Source organism: Variovorax sp. GW821-FHT06D12 (assembly GCF_059419205.1).
Genome location: NZ_JBWKRI010000011.1, coordinates 65,181 through 89,158, shown reverse-complemented (window position 1 = coordinate 89,158; position 23,978 = coordinate 65,181). Strand labels below are relative to the sequence as shown.

Annotated in this window: 23 protein-coding genes and 1 pseudogene; 15 read left to right on the top strand and 9 right to left on the bottom strand. The window is 67.6% G+C overall.

The window, feature by feature from the left end; genetic code table 11:
• The first annotated feature begins 50 nt into the window (after positions 1-50).
• From AC07SQ_RS28495 to AC07SQ_RS28475, 5 genes are read left to right on the top strand one after another with little or no spacing between them, the layout of a single operon-like run.
• Complete coding sequence (locus AC07SQ_RS28495) at positions 51-1,235, top strand: lipid-transfer protein (RefSeq protein WP_095947377.1); 1,185 nt, start codon at positions 51-53, stop codon at positions 1,233-1,235.
• A gap of 14 nt (positions 1,236-1,249) precedes the next feature.
• The gene (locus AC07SQ_RS28490; RefSeq protein ID WP_070059441.1) at positions 1,250-1,690 is read left to right on the top strand and encodes a MaoC family dehydratase N-terminal domain-containing protein; all 441 of its coding nucleotides are present in this window, start codon (positions 1,250-1,252) and stop codon (positions 1,688-1,690) included.
• Between the two features lie 14 nt (positions 1,691-1,704).
• Positions 1,705-2,121: a MaoC family dehydratase gene (locus AC07SQ_RS28485; RefSeq protein ID WP_095744817.1), complete on the top strand. Its 417-nt coding sequence runs from the start codon at positions 1,705-1,707 to the stop codon at positions 2,119-2,121.
• A gap of 37 nt (positions 2,122-2,158) precedes the next feature.
• The gene (locus tag AC07SQ_RS28480) at positions 2,159-2,989 is read left to right on the top strand and encodes an SDR family NAD(P)-dependent oxidoreductase (protein WP_070059439.1); all 831 of its coding nucleotides are present in this window, start codon (positions 2,159-2,161) and stop codon (positions 2,987-2,989) included.
• Between the two features lies 1 nt (position 2,990).
• Positions 2,991-3,791 carry an enoyl-CoA hydratase/isomerase family protein gene (locus tag AC07SQ_RS28475; RefSeq protein WP_495272976.1) on the top strand — a complete coding sequence of 267 codons (801 nt, stop codon included), beginning with the start codon at positions 2,991-2,993 and terminating at the stop codon, positions 3,789-3,791.
• Positions 3,792-3,812: 21 nt separating this feature from the next.
• Here the strand turns inward: AC07SQ_RS28475 and AC07SQ_RS28470 are convergent, their stop codons facing one another.
• Together AC07SQ_RS28470 and AC07SQ_RS28465 are read right to left on the bottom strand one after the other, a co-directional pair.
• Positions 3,813-4,730, bottom strand: a complete 918-nt coding sequence (locus tag AC07SQ_RS28470; protein WP_095744820.1) for a DUF2167 domain-containing protein — start codon at positions 4,728-4,730, stop codon at positions 3,813-3,815.
• Positions 4,731-4,810: 80 nt separating this feature from the next.
• Positions 4,811-5,233: a cupin domain-containing protein gene (locus tag AC07SQ_RS28465; RefSeq protein ID WP_062475795.1), complete on the bottom strand. Its 423-nt coding sequence runs from the start codon at positions 5,231-5,233 to the stop codon at positions 4,811-4,813.
• Between AC07SQ_RS28465 and AC07SQ_RS28460 the strand changes: the two are divergent.
• From AC07SQ_RS28460 to AC07SQ_RS28420, 9 genes and pseudogenes are all read left to right on the top strand, one after another.
• Positions 5,130-5,519: pseudogene (locus AC07SQ_RS28460) on the top strand (ArsR/SmtB family transcription factor); the annotation flags it as partial. The gene AC07SQ_RS28465 and the pseudogene AC07SQ_RS28460 sit on opposite strands and share 104 nt — an antisense overlap.
• 149 nt (positions 5,520-5,668) lie before the next feature.
• The gene (locus AC07SQ_RS28455) at positions 5,669-6,151 is read left to right on the top strand and encodes an SRPBCC family protein (protein ID WP_369632295.1); all 483 of its coding nucleotides are present in this window, start codon (positions 5,669-5,671) and stop codon (positions 6,149-6,151) included.
• Complete coding sequence (locus AC07SQ_RS28450; protein ID WP_495272977.1) at positions 6,148-7,422, top strand: RNA polymerase sigma factor; 1,275 nt, start codon at positions 6,148-6,150, stop codon at positions 7,420-7,422. The genes AC07SQ_RS28455 and AC07SQ_RS28450 overlap by 4 nt, the downstream gene beginning before the upstream one ends.
• A gap of 72 nt (positions 7,423-7,494) precedes the next feature.
• Positions 7,495-7,875 carry a YciI family protein gene (locus AC07SQ_RS28445; RefSeq protein ID WP_139703818.1) on the top strand — a complete coding sequence of 127 codons (381 nt, stop codon included), beginning with the start codon at positions 7,495-7,497 and terminating at the stop codon, positions 7,873-7,875.
• Positions 7,872-8,240: a YciI family protein gene (locus AC07SQ_RS28440; RefSeq protein WP_159272310.1), complete on the top strand. Its 369-nt coding sequence runs from the start codon at positions 7,872-7,874 to the stop codon at positions 8,238-8,240. The genes AC07SQ_RS28445 and AC07SQ_RS28440 overlap by 4 nt, the downstream gene beginning before the upstream one ends.
• Positions 8,237-9,820 (top strand): MFS transporter, encoded by a 1,584-nt coding sequence (locus AC07SQ_RS28435; RefSeq protein WP_495272978.1) that lies wholly within the window; start codon positions 8,237-8,239, stop codon positions 9,818-9,820. The genes AC07SQ_RS28440 and AC07SQ_RS28435 overlap by 4 nt, the downstream gene beginning before the upstream one ends.
• Before the next feature lie 54 nt (positions 9,821-9,874).
• Positions 9,875-10,060, top strand: a complete 186-nt coding sequence (locus tag AC07SQ_RS28430; protein ID WP_062475744.1) for a hypothetical protein — start codon at positions 9,875-9,877, stop codon at positions 10,058-10,060.
• 33 nt (positions 10,061-10,093) lie between these two features.
• The gene (gene aroC / locus AC07SQ_RS28425; protein WP_495272979.1) at positions 10,094-11,206 is read left to right on the top strand and encodes a chorismate synthase; all 1,113 of its coding nucleotides are present in this window, start codon (positions 10,094-10,096) and stop codon (positions 11,204-11,206) included.
• Positions 11,206-12,399, top strand: coding sequence for an MFS transporter (locus AC07SQ_RS28420; RefSeq protein ID WP_095947387.1), 1,194 nt, complete (start codon positions 11,206-11,208; stop codon positions 12,397-12,399). The genes aroC and AC07SQ_RS28420 overlap by 1 nt, the downstream gene beginning before the upstream one ends.
• A gap of 9 nt (positions 12,400-12,408) precedes the next feature.
• On the opposite strand, the gene AC07SQ_RS28415 is transcribed toward AC07SQ_RS28420, so the two are convergent.
• From AC07SQ_RS28415 to aspT (AC07SQ_RS28385), 7 genes are all read right to left on the bottom strand, one after another.
• Positions 12,409-13,101, bottom strand: a complete 693-nt coding sequence (locus AC07SQ_RS28415; RefSeq protein WP_495272980.1) for a prepilin peptidase — start codon at positions 13,099-13,101, stop codon at positions 12,409-12,411.
• A 9-nt stretch (positions 13,102-13,110) separates the two neighbouring features.
• The gene (locus tag AC07SQ_RS28410) at positions 13,111-13,797 is read right to left on the bottom strand and encodes a site-2 protease family protein (RefSeq protein WP_492741631.1); all 687 of its coding nucleotides are present in this window, start codon (positions 13,795-13,797) and stop codon (positions 13,111-13,113) included.
• Positions 13,794-15,491 carry a TonB family protein gene (locus tag AC07SQ_RS28405; RefSeq protein ID WP_495272981.1) on the bottom strand — a complete coding sequence of 566 codons (1,698 nt, stop codon included), beginning with the start codon at positions 15,489-15,491 and terminating at the stop codon, positions 13,794-13,796. The genes AC07SQ_RS28410 and AC07SQ_RS28405 overlap by 4 nt, the downstream gene beginning before the upstream one ends.
• A gap of 18 nt (positions 15,492-15,509) precedes the next feature.
• Positions 15,510-17,216, bottom strand: a complete 1,707-nt coding sequence (locus AC07SQ_RS28400) for an Hsp70 family protein (protein ID WP_495272982.1) — start codon at positions 17,214-17,216, stop codon at positions 15,510-15,512.
• Positions 17,217-17,303: 87 nt separating this feature from the next.
• Positions 17,304-18,977: a bifunctional aspartate transaminase/aspartate 4-decarboxylase gene (locus AC07SQ_RS28395; protein ID WP_495272983.1), complete on the bottom strand. Its 1,674-nt coding sequence runs from the start codon at positions 18,975-18,977 to the stop codon at positions 17,304-17,306.
• Positions 18,978-19,032: 55 nt separating this feature from the next.
• On the bottom strand, positions 19,033-20,721 hold the full coding sequence (gene aspT / locus AC07SQ_RS28390) for an aspartate-alanine antiporter (RefSeq protein WP_495272984.1): 1,689 nt from the start codon (positions 20,719-20,721) through the stop codon (positions 19,033-19,035).
• A gap of 67 nt (positions 20,722-20,788) precedes the next feature.
• Complete coding sequence (gene aspT, locus AC07SQ_RS28385; protein WP_495272985.1) at positions 20,789-22,477, bottom strand: aspartate-alanine antiporter; 1,689 nt, start codon at positions 22,475-22,477, stop codon at positions 20,789-20,791.
• A gap of 467 nt (positions 22,478-22,944) precedes the next feature.
• Between aspT (AC07SQ_RS28385) and AC07SQ_RS28380 the strand changes: the two genes are divergently transcribed.
• The gene (locus AC07SQ_RS28380; RefSeq protein WP_495272986.1) at positions 22,945-23,958 is read left to right on the top strand and encodes a sugar ABC transporter substrate-binding protein; all 1,014 of its coding nucleotides are present in this window, start codon (positions 22,945-22,947) and stop codon (positions 23,956-23,958) included.
• Positions 23,959-23,978: the final 20 nt, after the last annotated feature.

Sequence of the window (23,978 nt, the reverse complement as noted above, 5' to 3'; positions counted from 1 at the left end):
GGTTTTCGAACTCTCTCTTCCTTCCCATTCATTCATTTCAGGAGCCTCTCATGAGCCAGGATGTCTACGTCGTCGGTGTCGGCATGATCCCCTTCACCAAGCCGGGCGCGAACCAGCCCTACCCGCAGATGGCCGCGCACGCCACCAACGCCGCCTTGAAAGACGCCGGCATCGGCTACGAGCTGGTGCAGCAGGCTTACGTCGGCTACGTGTACGGCGACTCCACCGCCGGCCAGCGCGCGCTCTATGAAGTGGGCATGACCGGCATCCCGGTCGTCAACGTCAACAACAACTGCTCCACCGGCTCGACCGCGCTGTTCCTGGCGCGCCAGGCCGTGGCCAGCGGCGCGGCCGACTGCGTGCTGGCGCTGGGCTTCGAACACATGAGCCCCGGCGCGCTGGGCGCGGTGTTCAACGACCGCCCGAGTCCGTTCGATCACTTCGAGTCGATCACCGACGAGCTGGTCGGCAACGAGCAGGTGCCGCTGGCGCTGCGCTACTTCGGTGGCGCGGGCCTGGCGCACATGCAGCAGTACGGCACGCAGATGTCGACCTTCGCGAAGATCCGCGCCAAGGCCAGCCGCCATGCGTCGAACAACCCGGTGGCGCTGTTTCGCACCGTCGTCACCGAAGACGAGGTGATGGCTGCGCCCGTCATGTGGCCCGGCGTGATGACGCGGCTCATGGCCTGCCCGCCGACCTGCGGCGCGGCCGCGGCCATCGTCTGCTCGCCGCGTTTCGCCGAACGCCACGGGCTGGACCGCAGCGTGCGCATCAAGGCCCAGGCCATGACCACCGACCGCGCCATCACCTTCGAGGCGCGCGACATGCGCGAGGTGGTCGGCTTCAGCATGGCGCAGGAGGCCGCGCAGAAGGTCTACGACGCGGCCGGTGTCGGCCCGCAGGACATCGACGTGGTCGAGCTGCACGACTGCTTTGCGCACAACGAACTCATCAGCTACGAAGCGCTGGGCCTGTGTCCGGTCGGTGGCGCGGAGAAGTTCGTGGTCGATGGCGACAACACCTACGGCGGCAAGGTCGTCACCAATCCGTCCGGCGGGCTGTTGTCGAAGGGCCACCCGCTCGGCGCGACGGGGCTCGCGCAATGCACGGAGCTGGTCCAGCAGCTGCGCGGCACGGCGGAGAAGCGCCAGGTCGAAGGCGCGCGGATGGCGCTGCAGCACAACCTCGGGTTGGGCGGCGCCTGCGTGGTCACGCTGTACGAACGCGTCTGAGGGCAGGGCCACCCATGATCGACAAGAAATGGATCGGCCACGAGCTGCCCGCGTCGGTGCTGCCCATCGAGCGCAGCCGGCTGCAGTTCTTCGCCAAGGCCATCGGCGAGACCGATCCGGTCTACACCGATGCCGCCGCCGCGCGCGATGCCGGCTACCCCGACCTGCCGGCACCGCCCACCTTCCTGTTCGCCGCCGAGCTGGATTCGGGCGCGTCGGACCAGCTGCTCACCGACCTGCAGATTCCGTTGTCGAAGCTGCTGCACGGTGAGCAGAGCTTCAGCTACCACCGCCCCGCCTGCGTGGGCGACACGGTGACGGTGCGCTCCACCATCAGCGACATCTACGACAAGAAGAACGGCGCGCTCGAATTCGTCGTGAAGACCTCGCGCGCCACCAACCAGCGCGACGAACTCGTGGCCGAGCTGCGCACGGTGATCGTCTGCCGCCACTGAAGAAAGAACGAGCGATGACCCTCCGCTACGACACCGTCCAGGTCGGCGACGAACTTCCCGCGCTGCAACTCCCGCCGGTGAACCGCACCACGCTCGCGCTCTTCGCGGGCGCCTCGGGCGACCACAACCCGATCCACATCGACACCGACTTCGCGCGCAAGGCCGGCATGCCCGACGTGTTCGCGCAGGGCATGCTGGGCATGGCCTGGCTCGGCCGGCTGCTCACGCAGTGGGTGCCGCAGGCGCAGCTGCGCCGCTTCGACGTGCGCTTCCAGGGCATCACGCACTTGGGCCATGCGGTGCGCTGCACCGGCCGCGTGGTCGAGAAGCTGGAGCTGGGCGGCGAACGCTGCGTGCGCGTGGAAGTGCTCAGCGCCAACCAGCACGGACAGACGCGCATCGCGGGCGAGGCGCTCGTGGCGCTGCGCTGACCCCTTGAACGTACGAATGAAAGAAGAGAGAAGAGACATGACACCCAAACTCGAAGGCAAGGTCGCCCTCATCACCGGCTCGGGCCGCGGCATCGGCCGCGCGATCGCGCTCAAGCTGGCCAGCGAAGGCGCGCGCGTCGTCGTCAACGACCTCGACGCTGCACCGGCCGAGGAGACCGTGCAGGCCATTCGCGCCGCGGGCGGGCAGGCCGTGGCCTGCGTCGGCAGCGTGTCGGCACCGGACTTCGCCGAGCGATTCGTCGGCACGGCGGTGAACGAGTTCAAGGGCCTGGACATCATCGTCAACAACGCTGGCTACACCTGGGACAGCGTGGTGCAGAAGATGACCGACGAGCAGTGGTACGCCATGATCGACGTGCACCTGACGGCGCCGTTTCGCATCCTGCGCGCGGCGCAGCCCGTGATCCGTGCGCTGGCGAAAACCGAGGGCGAAGCGGGCCGGCGCGTGGTGCGCAAGGTGGTCAACATCTCGTCGGTGGCCGGGCTCTTCGGCAATGCGGGGCAGGCCAACTATTCGACCGCCAAGGCCGGCATCGTCGGCATGACACAGACGCTGGCCAAGGAGTGGGGCCGCATGAACGTCACGGTGAACTGCGTGGCCTTCGGCTTTATCCAGACGCGGCTCACGGCCAGCACGGCCGAGGCCACCACCGCGAACATCGAGGGGCGCGAGATCAAGGTCGGCGTCAACCCCGGCCTGCTGGCGATGATGGAACAGTCGATTCCGCTGGGCCGCGGCGGCACGCCCGAAGAGGCGGCTGGTGCGGTGTACCTGCTGTGCGCGCCCGAGTCGGACTACGTGAGCGGCCAGACGCTCATGTGCACCGGCGGGTTGACGGGGATCTGAGATGGCCGGCACGCAATTCGAAGAAGAAGGCATTGCCTGGGGCGTGCAGGACGGCATCGGCCGCATCGTGCTGAAGCGGCCCGAGCGCGCCAACTCGGTCTCGCTGGCGAGCAGCCATGCGCTCGCGCGCGCCATCGACGAGGTGCTCGAAGCGGCGCCGCGCGCCATCCTGCTGACGGGCGAGGGCCGTGTGTTCTGCGCGGGCGGCGACATCGACAGCTTCGTGGCGGCCGGCGACAAGCTGCCCGAACTGGTCGACGCCATCCTCGACCGGCTGCATCCCGCGCTGCTGCGGCTGGTTCAGAACCCGGCGCCGCTGGTGGTGGCGGTGAACGGCACGGTCGGCGGTGCCGGCGTGGGGCTGGCGCTGTGCGGCGACTTCGTGCTCGCCACCGAGTCGATGAAGCTGCGCACCGGCTACGCGGCCATCGGGCTGTCGCCGGACGCGGGGAGTTCGTATTTCCTGTCGCGGCGCATCGGGCCGGTGCGCGCGCAGCAATGGCTCATGCTGAGCGACGCGATCGACAGCGCGCGCTGCCTGGCAGCGGGCGCTGTCGATGCGCTGTACCCGGACGCCGAACTGGCGGCGGCCGCCGAAGCGCTGGTGACGCGGCTGGCGAACGGTGCCACCGCATCGTTCGCGGGCATCAAAGCGCTGTGCGGCAGTGCCACCGCGCGCCCGATCGAAGAACACTTCGAGATGGAACACCGCCTGCTGCGCCAGCGCGCGGGCAGCGCGGATGGGCGCGAAGGCGTGAAGGCCTTCACCGAGAAGCGCGCGCCGCGCTTCTCGGGCCGCTGAGCGCGGCGGGCTGTTGCAGGCTCAGCTCTTCTTCTTGAAGAGCTTCGTCAGGCCCCAGAGCGCCGCGCCGCCCGCCACCACGGCAACCTTCGCGAATTTGGCCAGGAAGGCGAGGGCGACCGCGAACAGGCCCAGCTTCTTCGCGGCCGCGCCCGCCACCAGCGCGGCCAGGCCGTAGGCGGCGACCTTGTCGGTGGACGCATTGAAGTCCGCGTACTTCTTGCCGTCGTCGTACTGCAGCGCGCCGAGCAGCTTGGTGGCGTCGGGCTTGTACTTCTCGAGGTCGTTCGCGTTGGTGATGAGGTTCAGGCTCAGGTAGCCCTCGCGGCCCAGCGCGTAGGTGTTGTAGTTGACGCCGGGGTTGCCGCCGTCGCTGCCCTTCTTCTTCGACAGGGCCGACCACACCAGCCGGTGCGTCGCGGCGTCGTACTGCGGCTTCTGCGCCCAGCCCGTGACCTCGATGCCCGGGATGCCGCGCTTGGCGCGTTCCTCGTTCGCGGCCTCGGTGCCTTCCTTCAGGCTCGTGAGCAGTTCGTCGGCGTTCCAGTCCTTGGCGTCGTCGTCCTTGATGTAGCCCTCTTTCACGAACTTCACGACCGCCATCCAGTCGCCGTCGTCGGCAGGGAAGATCGCGCCGATGAAGGTGTCGTCGGTGCGGTTGCCCATGCTGCGCATGAGCTGCGCGGCGGCGGGCGTCGGCACCCAGACGTAGCCGGCGGGCAGCTTCAGGTGGGCCTGGTCGCGCAGCGTGATGTCGGCGGGGCCGGCTTTCTGCACGGCCTTGGCGGCCTTGAAGGCGGCTTCCTGCTCGGCTTCGAGCGAACTCGCAGCAGAGGTTGTGGAAGCTGTGGTGGGGGATGCGGCGTTGCTGATGTGGGTGGCCGTCAGGGCGCACGCGAACAGCAAGCCGGCCGTCAGGCGGGCAGTATGAATACGCAAGTTCTCTCTCCTCGGTTGTTGTCGTTTCTGGTGAGACGCGAGGAGTTTATCGGCGCGCAAAGCCGCGCCGGCCGTGGGTTTCAGGGCCAGGGCGTGGGCGGCGGAATCTCGCAGACCGGCTCGACGTCGATGCTCTTGAAGTCGGCCGGCGAGACGATCTCCAGGTACTCCATGTCGGGCGAATAGTCGAAGAGAAAGTGGCGGATGCCGGGGCGCTGGTGCACCACGTCGCCGGCCTCGACGCGCGTCTCCTTGTCCTCGTACATGAAGCGGGCCCAGCCCTTGAGCATGATGACGATCTGGAAGTCCGCCTCGTGGCGGTGCCAGCCGGTGCCCGCTTCCGGTGCCATGTTGGCCTTGACCAGGTGCGCGATCACCTTGCCGTGGGTGGCGGCCGCAATGCCGAGGTCGCGGTACAGGAAGAAGTCTCGCAACCCGCCCGAGACGTACTCGGTGTCACCGGGCTTGACGTGGGAGAACTGGGTGGCGGTTCGGTCCAGCATGGGCGCTCCTTCGCGGGGGATGATGCTGCGATGCAGCATGCATAAACCGTTCCTGCGCACGGCCCATTGCTTGACGGCCTGCGGGCCGCTCCAGATACTCAACCGCATGGTTCACTCAGATGCCCTGGACGCCGTGTTTGCGGCCCTGTCCGACCCGACCCGCCGCAGCGTGCTCGAAGCGCTGGGCGAGGGCGGCCTCAGCGTGACCGAGCTGGCCGAACCGCACGGCATGTCGCTGACCGGCTTCATGAAGCACCTGCGCGTGCTCGAAGGCGCCGGCCTCATCTCGCGCACGAAGGCGGGCCGCGTCGTGCGCTGCGAGCTGTCGCCGGGCCCGATGCAGGAGGCCGCCGTGTGGCTCTCGCGCTACGAGAAGTTCTGGACCGGCCGCCTCGATGCCCTGGCGCGCTTTCTCTACCACCAGGAGGACACCGAATGGCGAAACCTTCCCCCGGCCCCACCGCCGGCCCCGGCACCGATCGCCCCTCGCTCACGCTCCGGCGGCACTTCCGCGTCAGCCCCGCCAAAGTCTGGCGCGCGTGGACCGACCCGCAAGCGCTGAAGCACTGGTTCGGCCCCGAGGAGATCGTCGACGTGCCGCTGGCCGAGGTCGACCTGCGCGTGGGCGGGCGCTTTCGCGTGACCATGTTGGCGGCCGACGGCGAGACGCACGACGTGAGCGGCACGTACCTCGAGGTCGTGCCCGAGCGCCGGCTGGTCTTCAGCTGGGCCTGGCGCAGCACGCCCGAGCGCGAGTCGCGCGTCACCGTGCAACTCGAACCCGACGCGGGCGGCTGCGAGCTCGTGCTCATGCACCAACAGTTCTTCGACGAAGCGGCGCGCGACGGCCACAACCATGGCTGGACCGGCTCGCTCGTCAAGCTCGAGAGTTGGTTGCTCGCCGGCGACACCGGGTGACGGCACAACCGACGGCCATCGCCGACACGCTCGACGCGATCTACCGCAGCGAGTCGCGCCGTATCTTCGCCACGCTGGTGCGGTTGCTGGGCGATTTCGACCTGGCGGAAGAAGCCCTGCACGACGCCTTTCGCGCCGCGCTCGAGCAATGGCCGCGCGAAGGCGTGCCGGCCAACCCGCGCGCCTGGCTGGTGTCGGCGGGGCGCTTCAAATCGATCGACGGCATCCGCCGGCAGGCGCGCTTTACCGCGTGGGACGACGCCACCGCCCACACCGACACGCTGGCCGACCCCGCGCCCGCCTGGCACGAGGCCGACCCCGATGCCGACGCGCTCGAGGACGACCGCCTGCGCCTGGTCTTCACCTGCTGCCATCCCGCGCTCGCGCCCGACGCCCAGGTGGCGCTCACGCTGCGCGAGGTCTGCGGGCTGGCGACCGAGGAGATCGCGCGCGCCTTTCTCGTGCCCGCGCCCACCATCGCGCAGCGCATCGTGCGGGCCAAGGCGCGCATCCGCGAGGCCGGCATTCCATACCAGGTGCCGGGCCTGGCCGAGCTGCCCGAACGGCTCGATGCCGTGCTGCGCGTGGTGTACCTCGTGTTCAACGAAGGCTACGCGGCTTCGTCGGGTCAGAGCGTGACGCGCGCCGACCTCTCGGCCGAAGCGATCCGGCTCGGGCGGCTGGTGGCCGAGCTGCTGCCCGACCCCGAGGCGCTGGGCCTGCTCGCGCTGATGCTGCTGCACGACGCGCGCCGCGCCGCGCGCACCTCGGCGCAGGGCGAGCTCGTGCTGCTCGACGCGCAGGACCGCAGCCTGTGGCACCGCGGGCAGATCGGGGAGGGCGCGGCGCTGGTCGAGCGCGCGCTGCTGTCGCGCCGCTTCGGCCCGTACACCTTGCAGGCCGCCATTGCCGCGGTGCACGCCGAAGCGGCCGAGGCCGCCGCCACGGACTGGCCGCAGATCGTCGGCCTGTACGACGTGCTGCTGCGGCTCGACCCCTCGCCCGTGGCCGAGCTCAACCGCGCGGCGGCCGTGGCGATGCGCGACGGGCCGGCGGCCGGGCTGGCGCTGATCGACGCGCTGCTCGCGCGCGGCGAGTTGGCCCAGTACCACCTGGCGCATGGCGCGCGTGCCGAGCTGTGCCGGCGCCTCGGCCGCACCGACGATGCACGGGCCGCCTATCTGCAGGCGCTGTCGCTGGTCCGCCAGCAGCCCGAGCGGCAATTCCTGGAGCGGCAGCTGGCCTCGCTGCCCGACACGAAAAATTTTTGACGCCCCTTGTCGATTCCGGCCGTCGCCGTTCGACCAGTGATGTCCTCACTCAAATTTGCAAGGAGATTCCGCATGAAATACCTCTGCCTCGTTCACTGCGACGAAGCGGTGCTTCGCGCGCTGCCGCCCGACGAGCGCCGCGCGCTCAATGCCGACTCGATGGCCTACGACCGCCTGCTCGAAGCCGCCGGCCACTTCATCGCCGCCGAGGCGCTGAGCCCGGTGCGCGCCGCCAAGGTGGTGCAGGTGCGCCAGGGCCAACGCTCGCACGTCGACGGCCCCTATGCCGAAGCCCGCGAGCAGCTGTGCGGCTTCATCCTGGTCGAGGCGCGCGACCTGAACGCCGCGATCCAGCTGGCGGGCCGCATTCCGATGGCGCGCTACGGCGCCATCGAGGTGCGTCCCATCGACGTCATGGAAATGATCGAAAACCCCGAGGGGAATGCCGCATGAGATACCTTTGCCTCATTTTCGGAACCGACGCGCAGACGAGCCACTTCTCGGCGCAGGACATGGACCACTACATCAACGAACACATCGACTACGACGCCCACCTGCAGGCGCTCGGCAAGCTCGTCGTGGCCGAGGCCTTGCAGCCGGCCGGCACGGCGGTCACGGTGCGCATGCGCAACGACAAGCTCTCGGTCACCGACGGGCCGTTCGCCGAAACCAGCGAGCAGCTGGGCGGCTTCTACCTGGTCGAGGCCGACAGCGAAGAAGAAGCGCTGCAGCTTGCGGCCGGCATTCCCTCGGCGCGCTTGAGCAGCATCGAGGTGCGCAAGGCCTGGTCGGCAAGCGACAGCGGAGCCGGCCCATGAGCGGCGCACTCGACCGGGCGGCACCCGCCCGCGCCACGGCGCGCGAATGGACCGGGCTGGCAGTCATCGCGCTGCCCTGCATGCTCTATTCGATGGACCTCACGGTGCTGAACCTGGCGATCCCGTCGATCAGCGAAGACCTCAAGCCCACCGCCTCGCAGCTGCTGTGGATCGTCGACATCTACGGCTTCTTCGTGGCCGGCCTGCTGGTCACCATGGGCACGCTGGGCGACCGCATCGGGCGGCGCCGGCTGCTGCTGATCGGCGCGGTGGCGTTCGGCGTGGCCTCGGTGCTCGCGGCGTTCTCGACCAGCGCCAACATGCTGATCGCCACGCGCGCGCTGCTGGGCGTGGCGGGGGCGACGCTGGCGCCGTCCACGCTCTCGCTGATCCGCAACATGTTCCTCGACCCGGCGCAGCGCACCGTGGCCATCGGCGTGTGGATCTCCAGCTATTCGGCCGGCGCCGTCATCGGCCCGGTGCTGGGCGGCGTGCTGTTGCAGTTCTTTCCGTGGGGCTCGGTGTTCCTCATCGGCGTGCCGGTGATGGTGCTGCTGCTGGCGCTCGGCCCCTGGCTGCTGCCCGAGTACCGCGACCCCGACGCGGGCGCGCTCGACCTGGCCAGCGTGGCGCTCTCGCTGGGCGCGGTGCTGGCGGCCATCTACGGCATCAAGCAGGTGGCCGAGCACGGGCCCGACGCGGTGTCGCTGCTGGCCATCGCGGCCGGTGCGCTGCTGGGCTGGCTGTTCGCGCGCCGGCAGGGGCGGCTGGCCAACCCGATGATCGACCTGCGCCTGTTCAGGTTGCCGGCCTTCAGCGTCTCGCTGGGGGCCTACATGCTGGCCTGCTTCGTGATGTTCGGGCTCTTTCTGTACAACGCGCAGTACCTGCAGCTGGTGCTCGGCCTGCCGCCGCTGGCGGCGGGCCTGTGGAGCATGCCGGGCGCCGGCGCCTTCATCGTCGGCTCGATGATCGTGCCCGCGCTCACGCGGCGCCTGTGCCCGGCCTACGTGATGGGCGGCGGGCTGGGCGTGGCGGCGCTGGGCTTCGGCATGCTGGTGCTGCTGCCGGCGCAGGGCGGTCTGGCCTGGATGGTGACGAGCGCGGTCATTTCCTCGCTCGGCCTGGCGCCGGTGTTCACCCTGGCCACCGACCTGGTCGTGGGCAGCGCGCCGCCGGAGCGCGCGGGCGTGGCCTCGGCCATCTCGGAGACCAGCTCCGAGTTCGGCGGGGCGCTGGGCATCGCCATCCTCGGCAGCGTCGGTGCGGCGATCTACCGGGCGGCCATGGCCGACGCCGTGCCGGCCGGGCTGGCCGGTGCGGCGGCGGTCGAAGCCGCCCGCAGCACGCTGGGCGGGGCGGTCGCGCTGGCCGGGGAACTGCCCGGTACCACCGGCGCCGCGCTGCTCGACACCGGGCGCGAGGCGCTGCTGCGCGCCCTGCGGCTGGTGGCCGGCCTGTGCGCGGTGGTTCTGTTGTTCGTCGGCGTGCTGGTGGCGGTGCGGCTGCGAGGGGTGGGCGCGTCGCATGCACAGGAGGGCGCCGTACCCCCGGGCGGCGCCGCATTGCCGGAGCGTTGACGAGCCTCCATACTGGGGCTTCCACGACGCATCCCACGACCGAACGGAGGCCCCATGAGCAACGAACTGCGCAAGAAGCTGCATGACCTGGCGGAACTGTCCGACAGCACCTCCGACCCGCAGACCAAGGCCATCGTCGAGGCGATCCGGCTGCAGACGGCGGTGCTGAACGAGCGGCTGTTCAGCATCGAGCTGCAGCTCGGCGCGCTCGCCAAGCGCATGGAAAACACCACCGACTGAGTCGGCTGCTGCTTTGTGGGGATAATCCCCGCCATGAGCGGCAACACCTTCGGAACTCTCTTCGCGGTCACCAATTTCGGCGAGTCGCACGGCCCGGCCATCGGCTGCGTGATCGACGGCTGCCCCCCGGGCATGGCCCTGAGCGAGGCCGACATCCAGGGCGACCTCGACCGCCGACGCCCCGGCACCAGCCGCCACGTCACCCAGCGCAACGAGCCCGACGCGGTGCAGATCCTGTCCGGCGTGTACGAGGGCAAGACCACCGGCACGCCCATTGCGCTGCTGATCCAGAACACCGACCAGCGCAGCAAGGACTACGGGCAGATCGCCCAGCAGTTCCGCCCCGGCCACGCCGACTTCACCTACTGGAAGAAATACGGCATCCGCGATCCGCGCGGCGGCGGGCGTTCTTCGGCACGCCTCACCGCGCCCATGGTCGCGGCCGGCGCGGTCGCCAAGAAGTGGCTGGCCGAAAAATACGGGATGGTGTTCCGCGGCTGCATGACGCAGATCGGCGAGATCGCCATTCCCTTCGAGAGCTGGGACCACGTCCCCCACAACCCCTTCTTCGCCCCCATCGCCGACGTGAGCGCACTGGAGGACTACATGGACCGCCTGCGCAAGGCCGGCGATTCGTGCGGCGCGCGCATCCGCGTCACCGCCACCAACGTGCCCGTGGGCCTGGGCGAGCCGCTGTTCGACAAGCTCGACGCCGAGATCGCTTACGCCATGATGGGCATCAATGCCGTGAAGGCCGTGGAGATTGGCGCCGGCTTCGACAGCGTCACGCAGCGCGGCACCACGCACGGCGACTCGATCACGCCGACGGGCTTCCTCAGCAACAACGCGGGCGGCATTTTGGGTGGCATCAGCTCGGGGCAGGACCTGGAAGTGAGCATCGCGATCAAGCCCACCAGCTCGATCATCAGCCCGCGCCAGTCCATCGATGTGAACAACAACCCCGTCGAGGTCATCACCAAGGGCCGCCACGACCCCTGCGTGGGCATCCGCGCCACGCCCATCGCCGAAGCCATGCTCGCGCTGGTGGTGATGGAACACGTGCTGCGCAACCGCGCGCAGTGCGGCGACGTGAACCCGCCCGTCGAGAAGAGCGAAGCTGCGTCGCCGCAGTCGTCTTTCCTGTAGTGTCAACGCCGCCACCAGTGGCCGCCGGGCGCGGCCACCTGTTGGCGTTCGCTGGCCTGTCGGCCAGCTATTTCGCGCACATCGGTTTCTTTAACCCGTACCTGCCGTTGTGGCTCAAGGACCTGGGCCTGCCGATCTTCACGATCAGCCTGCTGGCCTCGGTGCAATCGATCACGCGCGTCTTCGCGCCCTATGCCTGGGGTGCGCTCAGCGACCACACCGGCCAGCGCGTGAAGCTGCTGCGCTTCAGCGCCGCGGTGGCGTTGGCCAGCTCCTTCGGCCTGTGGTGGCATGGCGGCGCCTGGTGGCTCGCGCTGGTGCTGCTCGTGATGTTCACGCACACCAGCTCGATGATGTCGCTCACCGAAGCGGCCATGGCGCAGATCGTCGCGGGCGACTGGGGCCGCTACGGGCGCATCCGCCTGTGCGGCTCGGCCGGCTTCCTGGTCACCGTGTTCGTCGCGGGCGAGTGGTTCGAGCGCTTCGGCATGAAGCACTTCCCGTACTGGGCCGCCGGCACGCTGGCTGTGGTGCTGCTCGCGACCATGAAGCTGCCCGACCTGCGCGAACCGCCGGCCGCGCACGACGCCGTGAAGGAACCCATCGGCCCCGTGCTGCGCATCCCCGCCGTGCGCTGGTTCTTCGCGTCGCTGTTCTTCCAGGTGATGTCGCATTTCTCGGTGTACGCGTTCTTCTCGCTGTACCTCGATTCGATCGGCTACGGCAAGAGCACCATCGGCCTCTTGTGGGCGCTGTCGGTGGTGGCCGAGATCGTCTGGTTCTTTCTGCAGGGCCGGCTCATCGGCCTGTTGCCGATGCCGCGCTGGATGCTGGTGTGCGGCATCGCCGGCGTGGCACGGCTCGGCCTCACGGCCGGGCTCGGCGGCTTCATCGCGGCGCTGGTCATCGCGCAGTGGCTGCATGCGCTGAGCTTCGCGGCGCACCACACGGCCTGCATCGCCGTGGTGTCGCGCCGCTTCCCCGGCCACCTGCGCGGACGCGGGCAGGCGCTGTTCACGGTGATCGGCTACGGCTTCGGCGGCGTGCTGGGCGTGCTGCTCGGCGGGGCGGTGGCGCAAGAGCTGGGGTATCGCACGATGTTCGCGCTGGCGGCGCTGCTGGCGGTGGCGGGGACGCTGTGCGCGTGGCGGATGGTGGTACTCGAGCCGTCGGGGCGGTCGAAGCCCGCTTGAGTCGGGCCGTCAGAAGATCCGATACCCCAGCATTGCCACCATCGCCGCCGCCATGTGTGCAGGACCGGATGGCACGGCTCTCTTGTGATGCGCGTCTCGCAGTGCGAACACGATCGCCGTCAGCAACGAAGCCACCACGAACGCGACGTACACCGTCGGCAGCGCGGCCCATCCGAACCAGGCGCCGGTGACAGCGAAGGCCTTGAGGTCGCCGTGACTCACGATGTCCCGACCTGTATTCGAGCGCACTGCCGTCGTCACCAGCCACGGCGCAAGGTACCCCGACACCGCCCCGAGCACGTTGTCGGACGCCGGTCCTGTGGATGCACGGTAGAGCAGCCCCAGCCATAGCAGGGCGAGCAAGATCCGGTCTGGAAGCAACTCGTGACGGACGTTGATCGCCGTCAGCAGGATCCATCCGAGCAGCAGCACGCACAGCATCGCTGTGTCCAACGATGCGCCGCGCACGAATGCGAGGCCGAGACAGAGCAAGGCGGCACCGATGACGATGGCGAACTTGCTCGCCTTGGAGATGTCGAGTTCGGAGGTGTCGCGCAGGAAGGGCTGATAGTTCTGGTATTCGCTGGCCCACACCCTGTGCATGTCGAGTGGAATACGCCGTATCCATGGCAGCAGGGCAAAGGCGGCGAAGGCGCCGCCGCCGAGGGCATAGGCCACAAGGACCTCGATGTTCGATTGCATGGGCGTCATTTACTTCCCGTTGAGCATGTGAAGGTCGATGGCACCTGACTGGGTCAGGTAGACCAGCAGGGCGCACAGCCATGAAAGCAGCAACCCGAGGTAGGCGACCACGCAGAGCGAAGTCATTCGCGATGGCCAGAGTCCGAAGAGCCGGGTACGCAAGAAGGCTGTCCGGATCAGGAAGCCGCCGTTGGTTGCCGGTGAGGGAAGCAGGTTCAACGCTGCGAACTTGGCGGCTGTGAAGCCGAGGAGCGAGACGAAGGGCAGCGTGGTGCCCGCAAGATGCATCTGTGCCAGCAGTTCCTGCGCCTCGCCAAGTGGGGACAGTGCGCCGCCGACGATCTGCGCGAAGCCATTGACGAAGGCGCGCAGACCGTCCATGCGCAGCGTCGCCGCGGCCACCAGCACCAGCGCGATGCAGCCTGAGGCGCCGACCGCAAGCCGTGCCGTCAGTGGCTGGGCATCGAAAGCGTCGTGCATGTCATCGGGATCGAGGTACTCCGCCTCGGAGTCCTTGAACCTCACGGAGCCGCCGAAGAGAAACGGCCTGAGCGTGACTCGGCCGAACCGCGCGAGCACAGGCCCGAAACCGATCGACACCTCCCGCACCCGGATCTTCAGTTGGTCGGCAAGGAATGCCGCCGATGACACGTGAAGAACGACGCAGGTCACGACAGCGAAAAGCAAGTCGATCATGGATTCTTGGGGCGCAGAGCCAGCACCATCTGGGCGGGTATCGCGCCCTGATCGGGCAGTGGCATGTACTCGGTCTTGCGGATCGCGCGCAACGCCGCGTTGTCCCATTCGGGAACGCCGCTGGATTTCAACAGGGTTGCGTTCAGGATCTTTCCGCTCGGCGCCAGGTCCAGGGTGAACTCCACCGTTGGATTGCCCCGTACGTCGGCCGCAAAAATGATGTTGGGCCTGACCGCTGCTGCCACCATCTGGCCCCAGTCCTTTCGCGTGGCGGGTTGTGCGCCGTCGGTCAGTACGAAATTGATGGGCGCCAGGTACCAGGTGGATCCCGTCTTGTCGACTTTGTCCTTGGGGATGATGAGCCGGGCGGCCTTGACAGCATCGAGGGCTGCGGCGTCGAGCCGCTCGTAGCCCGAGCTCTGTGCCACGCGGATACCCCGGACGATGCCTTCGCTGTCGGGCAGCACTTTCACGAGGACCTTGCCTTGTTCGCCAAATCGCTTCGACAACGGAGGATAGACGGGACGGGGCGCCACGCTGTATTCGGCCTTGGGCACATCGGACTGGGCGACGCTGGCGCGGGGCGCCCCAGGGGGCGCCGTGAAGGTGAGTGGGGTAGGCGAGGTCGGGATGACTGTCGCTGGCGAGGCTGCGCGCTGGGGTGGCGTCTGGGATGCGTGCGAGGAGAGCGGCCCTGCAACCGGCATCTTTTCGCCCTGCCACTTGAGAGCCGACTGCAACACCACGAACAGCATCGAGCCGACACAGAAGATCGCAAACCATGCCACCAGTTGCGATGGCTTCAGCGGTGTGTGCGGTGCATCGGTCGCAGGCGATGTGCGACGAGGGCTCGGTCCGAAGGCCGAACTTGCCGTATTGGCGTCGACCTTCTGCCAGGCTGCGATGTTCTCGGTCTTGGATGTCAGCCGTACCCAGTTGGGAAAGAGCCCCGCCGCATGCAAGACGTGATCGAGGCCGAGCGTCACCGCTTCTTCGCCAGGGTTCGACCGTTTACGCAGCAGGTCGAGGTACTTCAGTTGCAGTTCGCGGTGCGCGGTGGGCAGGTCTGCGTGGGCGTGCTGCTCCACGATGGCGGCATCCACCACCTGGCCAGCCTTGCCCAGTCGTTGCAGTCGGGCGGAATCCTTGCGCCACTCGAAGGCTTCGGCGGCCGCCTCGAACAAGTGCTCGTGCCCCGCCTGCCAGCCGCTGGCCAGGATATGCGCCACGTTGGCCTCAAACAGGAAGCGGGCGTCCATGTCGAGCAGGCGGTCATCTTCCAGCGAGGTATTCAGCAGCGTTGCCGCGTCGTCGATCGAGCGTGGCGGGTGCTCGGCAAGTCGCTCGGCAAACGCTGCGACCACCGCGTGTGCGCTCTCGTGGGGCGAGGCGGTCTGGGGGACAGCGGAGGGCGACCCTGCGAGCGCCGTATCGAGCGGGTCAGGCTGCACGTTCTGCGCAGTGGATTCGACGGGTGCCGGTGGGGGCTCCTGCGTGGCAGGTGCATCGGCCTGAGGCTTGTGGCGCACCCAGCTCAAGGCCGCTTCATAGGTCTCACGCAAGCGCTGAAAGGCGTCTGCCTCGGCCTCTTGGTCGATCTTTTTCAGTTCGGCGGCGTAGGCGCGCCGGATTGCGCGCTCATCGGCATCCGGCCGCAGGCCCAGTGCGAGCAGAAAGCCCGGTACTTCGTTCATGAGTGCCGTCGCTTTCGGTCAGTCCGCCAGATGGCTGTCGCGCTCGATGTGGTCCAGCTGCTCCTGAAATTGGCGATGCGCCGGTGCGATGAGCCGCTTGTCCTGCGTAGCCAGCACGCGTTCGAATTCCGTGATGCAGGCGCCCAGCCATTCACGCACATCGCCGCGCAGCTGCTGGTAGACCCGTTCGCCGCGTGCGAGCAGCGTGCGGTTCTCGATGCGGTCACGTGGATGGATCTTGAGTTCGCTCAGTGCCTGCAGTCGCTCCTTGATCTCCGTGTCAGTCAGCAGCCCCGGATTACCCTCGATCAGGAGTCCGAAGGTCTGCTGGGTTTTCTGCACCGTCGCTTCGACTTGCAGCAGACCGTTGACGTCGTAGGTGAAGCGGACCTCGACCACCGATTCCTGAATGGGGCCGGGTGGCAGCGGTACCTCGAGATTGCCCAGGTGCACGTTGTCTCGCACCATGCGTGACTCTCCCTGGTACACCTGCAGTTCGATGGCGGTCTGCGCGTCGGAGCCGGGAATGTATGTCTTCGAGCGGCTGACCGGCACCGTGCTGTTGCGCTCGATGATGGGGTCGAAATGCCCGTGCGACGAGGTGTTGGCGCCCAGTCGATGGCTCACCGCGACGCCGAGCGAGTAGGGCGCGACGTCGGTCATCACCACTTCCTTCAGCGCCGCATCCTTGGCCTTGAGGCCGGCCTGCACGGCGGCACCCAGTGCGACGACTTCATCGGGGTTGAAGTCGATGGAGGGGAAGCGTCCGAACATCGTGGTTGCCAGCCGCCGCACGACGGGCATGCGCGTGGCACCGCCCGCGAGAACGACTGCGTTCAGTTCCGCTGCCCGCAGATTGGCGTCGCGCAGCGCGCGTTCGACCGGCGCGCGCAGCCGCTTGAGCAGTGGTGCGCAGGCTTGTTCGAGCAGAGCTTCGTCGAGCGCGAGCCGATGCCGCACGGCCTCGTGCGCGACGACGATCTCGGCGCGCGGGTGCAGGCTCAGCGCCTGCTTCGCGGCTTCGGTTTGCGCAGCCAGTCGTTGCATGAACTGGGCGTTGTTGCGCAGGCTCGCCGGCAGAGCGTTGCGTTCGAAGAACAGGGTGATCAGCGATTCGACGAAGTCCTCGCCGCCCAGGAAGTTGTCGCCGGCCGACGCACGCACCTCCATCACACCCTCGAACATTTCGAGGATCGATACGTCGAAAGTGCCACCGCCGAGGTCGAACACCAGAAAGCGCGTTTCGGCGCCCATGTCGTGCATGCCGTAGGCGAGTGCCGCGGCGGTGGGCTCGTTTAGCAGCCGGTCGACCTTCAGGCCGGCGAGTTCGCCCGCCGCACGGGTGGCTTTGCGTTGCGCATCCGAAAAGTACGCGGGCACGGTGATGACGGCTTCATGAACCGGTACACCCAGCATGGCCTCGGCATCGGCCTTGAGTGAACGCAGCACCAGTGCCGAAAGCTCTTCGGGCCTGAAGCTGCGCTTGCCCAGGCGCACCGTCTTGTTGCTGCCCATGTAGCGCTTGAAGACGGCGGCGGTGCGGTCCGGATGCGTCTGAAGCCGTTCCCTGGCGGCCTTGCCGACGAGCACGGTGTCGTCCTCGTCGAGGCTGACGCATGACGGCGTCAGGTATTCGCCCAGTCCGTTGGGAATCAGAACGGACTTTCCTTCCCGCCACACCGCCACCAGGCTGTTGGTCGTGCCCAGGTCAATGCCTACGATCATTTCTCGCCCCTTTGCGATCCCTCTTTTATGCCTTTGATCGTATGTCAAAGGCATACATTTCGGGGCCGCGCAAGGGGCGGAACGAGGCTACTTTTTGCCGCGTTTTGCGGGTTTAACGACAGTGGTCTTGCCGACGCCGCCCTTGGCCGCCTTTCCCGCGTTGTCCACCTTGCCGCCCTCCACCTCCTTCTCGAACATCGCAAAGTACTCCGAAGCCATCTTGCGCAGCGAGCGCCCGATGTTCGCGTAGTCGTACTCGTTGAGGTTGGCCAGCGACACGCGCCCCGAGGGGTGCTTGCCGCCGAAGCCGCGACCGGGCAGCAGCACGATGCTGGTTTCGGCGGCGATGCGGAACAGCGCCTCGTTCGGCTGCAGCTTCGTGAGAATCCACTTGCCGAAGCGCTCGCCGTGCATCTGCGTGGCGATGTCCTGCAGGTCGAGCAGGTGGTAGTAGCTCACCGAGTTCGGGTCGGGCTGCAGCGGCAGGCCGAGCTCGCGGTACAGCGCCTCCTTGCGCCGTGAGACGATGTGCTTCATCGACTTCTTGTAGGTCTCGCCTTCGTCCATCAGACAGAACAGCGAGAACATCACCATCTGCGCCTGCACCGGGGTCGACAGGCCGGCCGTGTGGTTCAGCGCCACGGTGCGGCTGTCGGCCACGAGGCGGTCGATGAACTTCAGCTTGCGCGGCTCGGTGGTGATGGAGCTGTAGCGCGCGTCGAGCTCCTTGCGCTTGGCCTCGGGCAGGGCGGCGATCTTGCGGTCGAGGATGTTGTCCTCGTGCGTGGCGACCACGCCCATGCGCCAGCCGGTGGCGCCGAAGTACTTCGAGAACGAATACACCAGGATGGTGTTCTGCGGGCAGATCGCGAACAGCGACAGGAAGTTGTCGGCGAAGGTGCCGTACACGTCGTCCGTGAGGATGATGAGATCGGGCCGCTGCTTCACGATGTCGGCGATGTAGCCCAGCATCTCGTCGCTGATCTTCACCGAGGGCGGGTTGCTCGGGTTGCACAGGAAGAAGGCCTTGACCTTCGGGTCGAGCAGCTTCTGCAGCTCTTTCTTGGTGAACTGCCAGTTGTTCTCCGGCGGCGCGTCGATCAGCGCCTCGATGAGCTGGTAGTCGTTCAGGTGCGGGATCTCGATGTAGGGCGTGAAGATCGGCATGCCCAGCGCGATGGTGTCGCCGGGCGACAGCAGGTGGTTCTCGCGCAGGCTGTTGAACAGGTAGGTCATGGCGGCGGTGCCGCCTTCCACCGCGTACATGTCGAACTTGCCCACGAAGGGGTGGGTGCCGATCATTTCCTTGTGGATGTACTGGCCCACGACGATCTCGGTCAGGCGCAGCATGCGGTCGGGCACCGGGTAGTTGCAGCCCAGGATGGCCTCGCACATCTCGTAGATGAAGTCGCCGGCCGACAGGCCCAGCTGGTCGCGCACGTAGGACACGGCGGCCTCGATGAAGCGCACGCCGGGTTCTCCTTCGTGCGACTTGGCAAAGAGCTCGAAGCGCGCCTCGATGCCCTCGCGCTGCGGAAAGCCGCCCACGTCCGCCATGTAGATGTACGAACGCTCGGCCTCGGTCATGGCAAAGAGTCCGAACTGGAAGAAGCCATGGCGCGGGGTGGTGGCCAGGAAGTTCGGGTTGCCGCGGCCGGCGTTGAGCATGAGGCGGTCACTCTGTCGTGCGACCTGGATCAGCGCATCCTTCAGTTCGAACGGGCTCAGGCCGCCCAGCTTTTTCACGTCGCCGAAATCCATGGAGTACTCCTTGGTTGATAAAAAGAAAGAAGAAAGAAAAGGGAAGGCGCGGTGCTCAGACCAGCGCCACGATCAGCGGCCCCAGCAGCGTGAGGAACACGTTGGCCAGCGCGTAGGTGATGGCGAAGGGCACGGTGGGAATGGCGTTCTCGGCCTTGCCCAGCACTTCGCCGAAGGCCGGGTTGGCGCTGCGCGAGCCGCTCAGCGCACCGGCGAACACGGCCGTGTTGTCGTAGCGCAGCACGTAGCGTCCGAACAGCATCGTGAGGATCATCGGCACGAGCGTGACGACCACGCCGACGCCGAAGATGGTCAGGCCCAGTTCCTTGATGGTCTGCACGGCCTGCAGGCCCGACGTCAGGCCGACCACGACCACGAAGCCCGCCAGGCCCAGGTCTTTCAGCAGCTGCACCGCGCTGGGCGGCAGCGCGCCGAAGGTCTGCCTCTTCGCGCGGTACCAGCCGAACAGCAGGCCCGACAGCAGCGCGCCGCCGCCGGCGCCGAGTGTCAGCGGGATGGCGCCGATCTTCACGCTCAGCAGGCCGACCAGCAGGCCCACCACGAGGCCCGCGCCCAGGTACACGAAGTCGGTCTTGGCGCTGGGCACGATCACGTCGCCGACGAGGGAGGCGACGCGCTTCACGTCCTGCTCGGCGCCGAAGATCGACACCAGGTCGCCGACCTGCACCACGGTGTCGGGCTTCATCGGCAGCACCTGGCCCATGCGGCTGAGCTGCACGACGAAGATGCCGTGGCGCACGCCGCCGGCGGTGGCCTGGCGGATCTGGTCAACGGTCTTGCCGCCGAAGTCCTTGTTGGTGAGCACGATCTCGCGCTTGTTCAGCGTCAGCTCCATGCCGTCGACCGCGTCGACCTCCTTGCCCAGCAGCGGGGCGCTCGCCACCACGGCATCGCGCCGGCCCACGGTGAGCACGTAGTCGCCCTGGCGCAGCACGAGCGTGGGGCTGACCTCGACGAACTTGCCGTCGCGCTTCACGCGCTCGATGGTGATGGTGGTGGCCGGGTTGGCGTTCTCGATGTCGGCCACCGTGCGCTGCGGGTCGCTCGTGAGCTGGTAGATGCGCCCGACCAGCGAGGGCGCGGCTTCTTCCTGGTCGGGGCCGAGCACCTTCACGCCGGCCTGCATCGCGGTCTCGGCCGCGATCGCGTCGTCGCGGATGCTGCGGCCCATGAGCTTGGGCAGGATGTTGACGCACACGATGATCGCGCCGAACGAGCCGAACACGTAGGTCACGGCATAGCCGATGGCCACGTTGCCCTGCAGCCGCGCCGTTTCAGCGGCGGCGAGGCCGAGCTTGCCGATGGCGTCGCCCGCCGTGCCGATGATGGCGCTCTGCGTGAGGCCGCCGGCCGCCACGCCCGCCGCCAGGCCCTTGTCGAGCCCGAACAATTTGGCCATGACCACCACGGTCGCCAGGCCCGTGGCCGCCATCACGGCGGCCAGGATGATCTCCTTGATCGACTGCTTGCCCAGCGAGCTGAAGAACTGCGGCCCGCTCTCGAAGCCCACGGCGTAGATGAACAGCGCGAACAGCACGGCCTTCACGCCGCCGTCGATCTGCACGCCGACCTGGCTCACGATCACCGCCACCAGCAGCGAGCCGGCGACGCCGCCGAGCTGGAACTTGCCGAACTTGATCTTGCCGATCCAGTAGCCGACGGCCAGCGAGAGAAACAGCGCCATCTCCGGCGATTTCTTGAAGAGTTCGTGCAGCCAATCCATAGGGGAAGTCCTTTCAGGGCATCAATGAGAAAAAGAGGGTGGGAAGGCCGTGGGGCATCGGGTCGTTCTATTTCGCGTGCTGCACCAGGCCGGCCAGGGCCACGATCAGCGGGCCCATCAGCGGCAGCACGACGTTCGAGATGGCGTAGGTGATCGTGTAGCCCAGCAGCGGCGTGGCGTTGCCCGCGGCGTTCTGCACCGCGCTGAGCGCGGGCGTGCTGCACTGCTGGCCGGCGATGGCGCCCAGCAGCACGGGCGCCTCGAGCTTGAGCAGGCGGTGGCCGACAAACAGCGAGATGCTGGCCGGCACCACCGCGACGGCGATGCCGACCAGCGGCAGCGCAACGCCGAACTTCTGGACCAGGGCCAGCGCCTGCGGCCCCGAGGCCAGGCCCACGCAGGCGATGAAGGTGGCCAGGCCCAGGTCCTTCATGAGCGCCAGCGCGTCGGCCGGCACGCTCAGGCGGTGCGGGTGCTTCGACTGGTACCAGCCGAAGGCCAGCCCCGTGAGCAGCGCACCGCCGCCGGTGCCGAGCGAAAACGGAATGCCGCCGAGCTTCGCGCTGAAGCTGCCGATGAACACGCCCAGCAAGATGCCCGCGGCGGCGAAGCTGATGTTGCTGCGCGTGGAGGCGATCACGCGGTCGCCGACCTGCACGATGGCGCTCGCCACCTCGGGCGCCGGGCCGTAGAGCTGGAGCACGTCGCCGCGCTGCAGCGTGAGGTCGTTCACGAGCGGCATGGCGTGGCCGTCGCGCGCCACGCCGATCACCTGCACGGCGGACGGCAACTCGTTTTCCAGCATGCGCAGCCCGCGGCCGAACCATTCGCGGCGGTTGGCGACGACCTCGGTGGTCTCGACCACGGTGTCGAAGGCGGTGGTGTCGGCGAACTCGCGGCCCAGCAGCTCGCCCACGTTGACGAGCGCGCTGCGCCGGCCGATGGCCAGCACCTGGTCGCCCACGCGCAGGTGCAAGTCGGGCTCGACCGCGAGGCTTTGGCCGTCGCGCACCACGCGCTCGATGCTGGCCTGCCGCCCGAGGATCGACGTCAGCTCGCCGACCGAGCGGCCGCGTCCCACGGTGACGCGGAACACGCGCCCGACCATCTCGGGCGTGGCGCTGGCGGCGTCCGGATCGTCGACGCCGCCGCCCATGGTCTTCCAGAGCTTGTCGGCTTCGGCGCGCAGGTTCACGCGCAGCAGCAGCGGAAACACCTGGCTCGTGACCACCACGATGGCGATCAGCCCGAAGACGTAGGTGATGGAGTAGGCCGTGACCACGTTGGCCTGCAGCTGCGCGATCTCGGCGGCGGGGAGCGATAGCTTCGAGATCGCGTCGGTCGCCGTGCCCACCACCGCCGATTCGGTGGCCGCGCCCGCCATCAGCCCGGCGGCCGTGCCGCGGTCGAGCGACAGCAGCACGGTGGCGCCGAGCACCAGCGCGAGCACCACCACCACCTCGACCAGGCACAGCAGGCCCAGCCGCAGGCCCTTGGCGTCGAGGTTGGCGAAGAACTGCGGACCGCCCGCGTAGCCGAGCGCAAAGATGAAGAGCATGAAGAACACGTTCTTCACGCTGTCGTCGAGCCGGATGCCCAGCTGGCCGACCACCAGCGCGGCAATCAGCGTGCCGCAGATGCCGCCGAGCTGGATCGGGCCGAAACGGATCTGGCCCACCGCGTAGCCGATGCACAGCACCAGAAACAATGCGATCTCCGGACTGTTTCTGAGTATTTCCACAAGGTGGCCGAACATCTGCCGCGATCCCTCCGGGTTATTTGTTCATTCGAGCGGGTCGGCGGATCGCAACGAAAAAAGGAGCACTGCATCCATTGGCATCAACGGCTGGCGAGTGGTGGGGCTCCAGCGAAAACTTTATTTTTCGTTCTGCGAATTGCCGATTCTTTGCATCTTCGATGACGATAAATCAACATCCATGACAATTGTCAAAATCAGAAAAGAATTGAGCGAGCGGCAATAGAAACGAGGCCGTTTGAATTACAAATTACGCGCTGCACGGAATCCTCCGTCGCAGTCAGCTCTGACCGCACGAACCTGTCCGGCCTCGGGTTTTCGATAACTCAAGTTGCTTGATTTAGTCGGTCGACTGCTCGATAGTCCCCCTCGTCCGAATGCCTTCCCGCTCGTTGACGGGTCGTCATCCGGTTCCATAGCAAGCACGGCAGGCGCTGTGCGCCCGCCCCCCTGAAGGAGACAACCTCATGTTCATCAGCCCGCGCTTCGTTCCCGCCCTGGCCATCCTGGCCCTGGCCGCATCGGCCACGTCCACGGCCCTGGCCGCCGACCCGCCCGTCATCGGCCTGGTCACCAAGACCGAGACCAACCCCTTCTTCGTGAAGATGAAAGAGGGCGCGCAGGAGGAGGCCAAGAAGCTCGGCGCCAAGCTGCTCTCGGGCGCGGGCAAGGCCGACGGCGACAACGCGGGTCAGATCACCGCGATGGAAAACATGATCGCCGCCGGCGCCAAGACCATCCTCATCACGCCCAGCGACGCCAAGGCCATCGTGCCGGCCATCAAGAAAGCGCGCGACAAGGGCGTGCAGGTGATCGCGCTGGACAGCCCGGCCGATCCGCCGGACGCCACCGACGCGCTCTTCGCCACCAACAACTACACGGCCGGCGTGCTCATCGGCGAATACGCCAAGGCCGCGATGGCCGGCAAGACGCCGAAGATCGTCGCGCTCGACCTGCTGCCGGGCCACCCCGTGGGCGCGCAGCGCCACAACGGCTTCATGAAGGGCTTCGGGCTGGCGGCCAACGACGCCAAGTCGAACGAGCTGTCGAAGTCGCCCGAGATCGTCTGCATGGCCGACAGCTTCGGCGACCAGGCCAAGGCGCAGACCGTGATGGAGAACTGCCTGCAGAAGGCGCCCGACGTGAACCTGGTCTACACCATCAACGAGCCCGCCGCGGCCGGTGCCTACAACGCGCTCAAGCGTGCGGGCAAGGAGAAGGGCGTGATGATCGTCTCGGTCGACGGCGGCTGCCAGGGCATCAAGGACACGGCCGCCGGCATCATCGCCGCGACCTCGCAGCAGTACCCGCTGAAGATGGCCGCCATGGGCGTGGCCGCGGGCGTCGAATTCGCCAAGACCGGCAAGAAGGCCTCGGGCTACGTCGACACCGGCGTGACGCTCATCGCCGGCAAGAGCGTGGCCGGCGTCGACAGCAAGGACACCAAGACCGGCACCGAGCTGTGCTGGGGCAAGAAGTAAACGGCCCCGGTCTATAGGGA

Coding starts and splice junctions, on each gene's coding strand:
- AC07SQ_RS28410 (WP_492741631.1), bottom strand. CDS start 13,797: ATGATCGACTTGCTTTTCGCTGTCGTGACCTGCGTCGTTCTTCACGTG.
- AC07SQ_RS28430 (WP_062475744.1), top strand. CDS start 9,875: ATGAGCAACGAACTGCGCAAGAAGCTGCATGACCTGGCGGAACTGTCC.
- AC07SQ_RS28380 (WP_495272986.1), top strand. CDS start 22,945: ATGTTCATCAGCCCGCGCTTCGTTCCCGCCCTGGCCATCCTGGCCCTG.
- AC07SQ_RS28405 (WP_495272981.1), bottom strand. CDS start 15,491: ATGAACGAAGTACCGGGCTTTCTGCTCGCACTGGGCCTGCGGCCGGAT.
- aspT (WP_495272984.1), bottom strand. CDS start 20,721: ATGGATTGGCTGCACGAACTCTTCAAGAAATCGCCGGAGATGGCGCTG.
- AC07SQ_RS28395 (WP_495272983.1), bottom strand. CDS start 18,977: ATGGATTTCGGCGACGTGAAAAAGCTGGGCGGCCTGAGCCCGTTCGAA.
- aroC (WP_495272979.1), top strand. CDS start 10,094: ATGAGCGGCAACACCTTCGGAACTCTCTTCGCGGTCACCAATTTCGGC.
- AC07SQ_RS28455 (WP_369632295.1), top strand. CDS start 5,669: ATGGCGAAACCTTCCCCCGGCCCCACCGCCGGCCCCGGCACCGATCGC.
- AC07SQ_RS28485 (WP_095744817.1), top strand. CDS start 1,705: ATGACCCTCCGCTACGACACCGTCCAGGTCGGCGACGAACTTCCCGCG.
- AC07SQ_RS28490 (WP_070059441.1), top strand. CDS start 1,250: ATGATCGACAAGAAATGGATCGGCCACGAGCTGCCCGCGTCGGTGCTG.
- AC07SQ_RS28445 (WP_139703818.1), top strand. CDS start 7,495: ATGAAATACCTCTGCCTCGTTCACTGCGACGAAGCGGTGCTTCGCGCG.
- AC07SQ_RS28400 (WP_495272982.1), bottom strand. CDS start 17,216: ATGATCGTAGGCATTGACCTGGGCACGACCAACAGCCTGGTGGCGGTG.
- AC07SQ_RS28495 (WP_095947377.1), top strand. CDS start 51: ATGAGCCAGGATGTCTACGTCGTCGGTGTCGGCATGATCCCCTTCACC.
- AC07SQ_RS28465 (WP_062475795.1), bottom strand. CDS start 5,233: ATGCTGGACCGAACCGCCACCCAGTTCTCCCACGTCAAGCCCGGTGAC.
- aspT (WP_495272985.1), bottom strand. CDS start 22,477: ATGTTCGGCCACCTTGTGGAAATACTCAGAAACAGTCCGGAGATCGCA.
- AC07SQ_RS28480 (WP_070059439.1), top strand. CDS start 2,159: ATGACACCCAAACTCGAAGGCAAGGTCGCCCTCATCACCGGCTCGGGC.
- AC07SQ_RS28435 (WP_495272978.1), top strand. CDS start 8,237: ATGAGCGGCGCACTCGACCGGGCGGCACCCGCCCGCGCCACGGCGCGC.
- AC07SQ_RS28415 (WP_495272980.1), bottom strand. CDS start 13,101: ATGCAATCGAACATCGAGGTCCTTGTGGCCTATGCCCTCGGCGGCGGC.
- AC07SQ_RS28475 (WP_495272976.1), top strand. CDS start 2,991: ATGGCCGGCACGCAATTCGAAGAAGAAGGCATTGCCTGGGGCGTGCAG.
- AC07SQ_RS28440 (WP_159272310.1), top strand. CDS start 7,872: ATGAGATACCTTTGCCTCATTTTCGGAACCGACGCGCAGACGAGCCAC.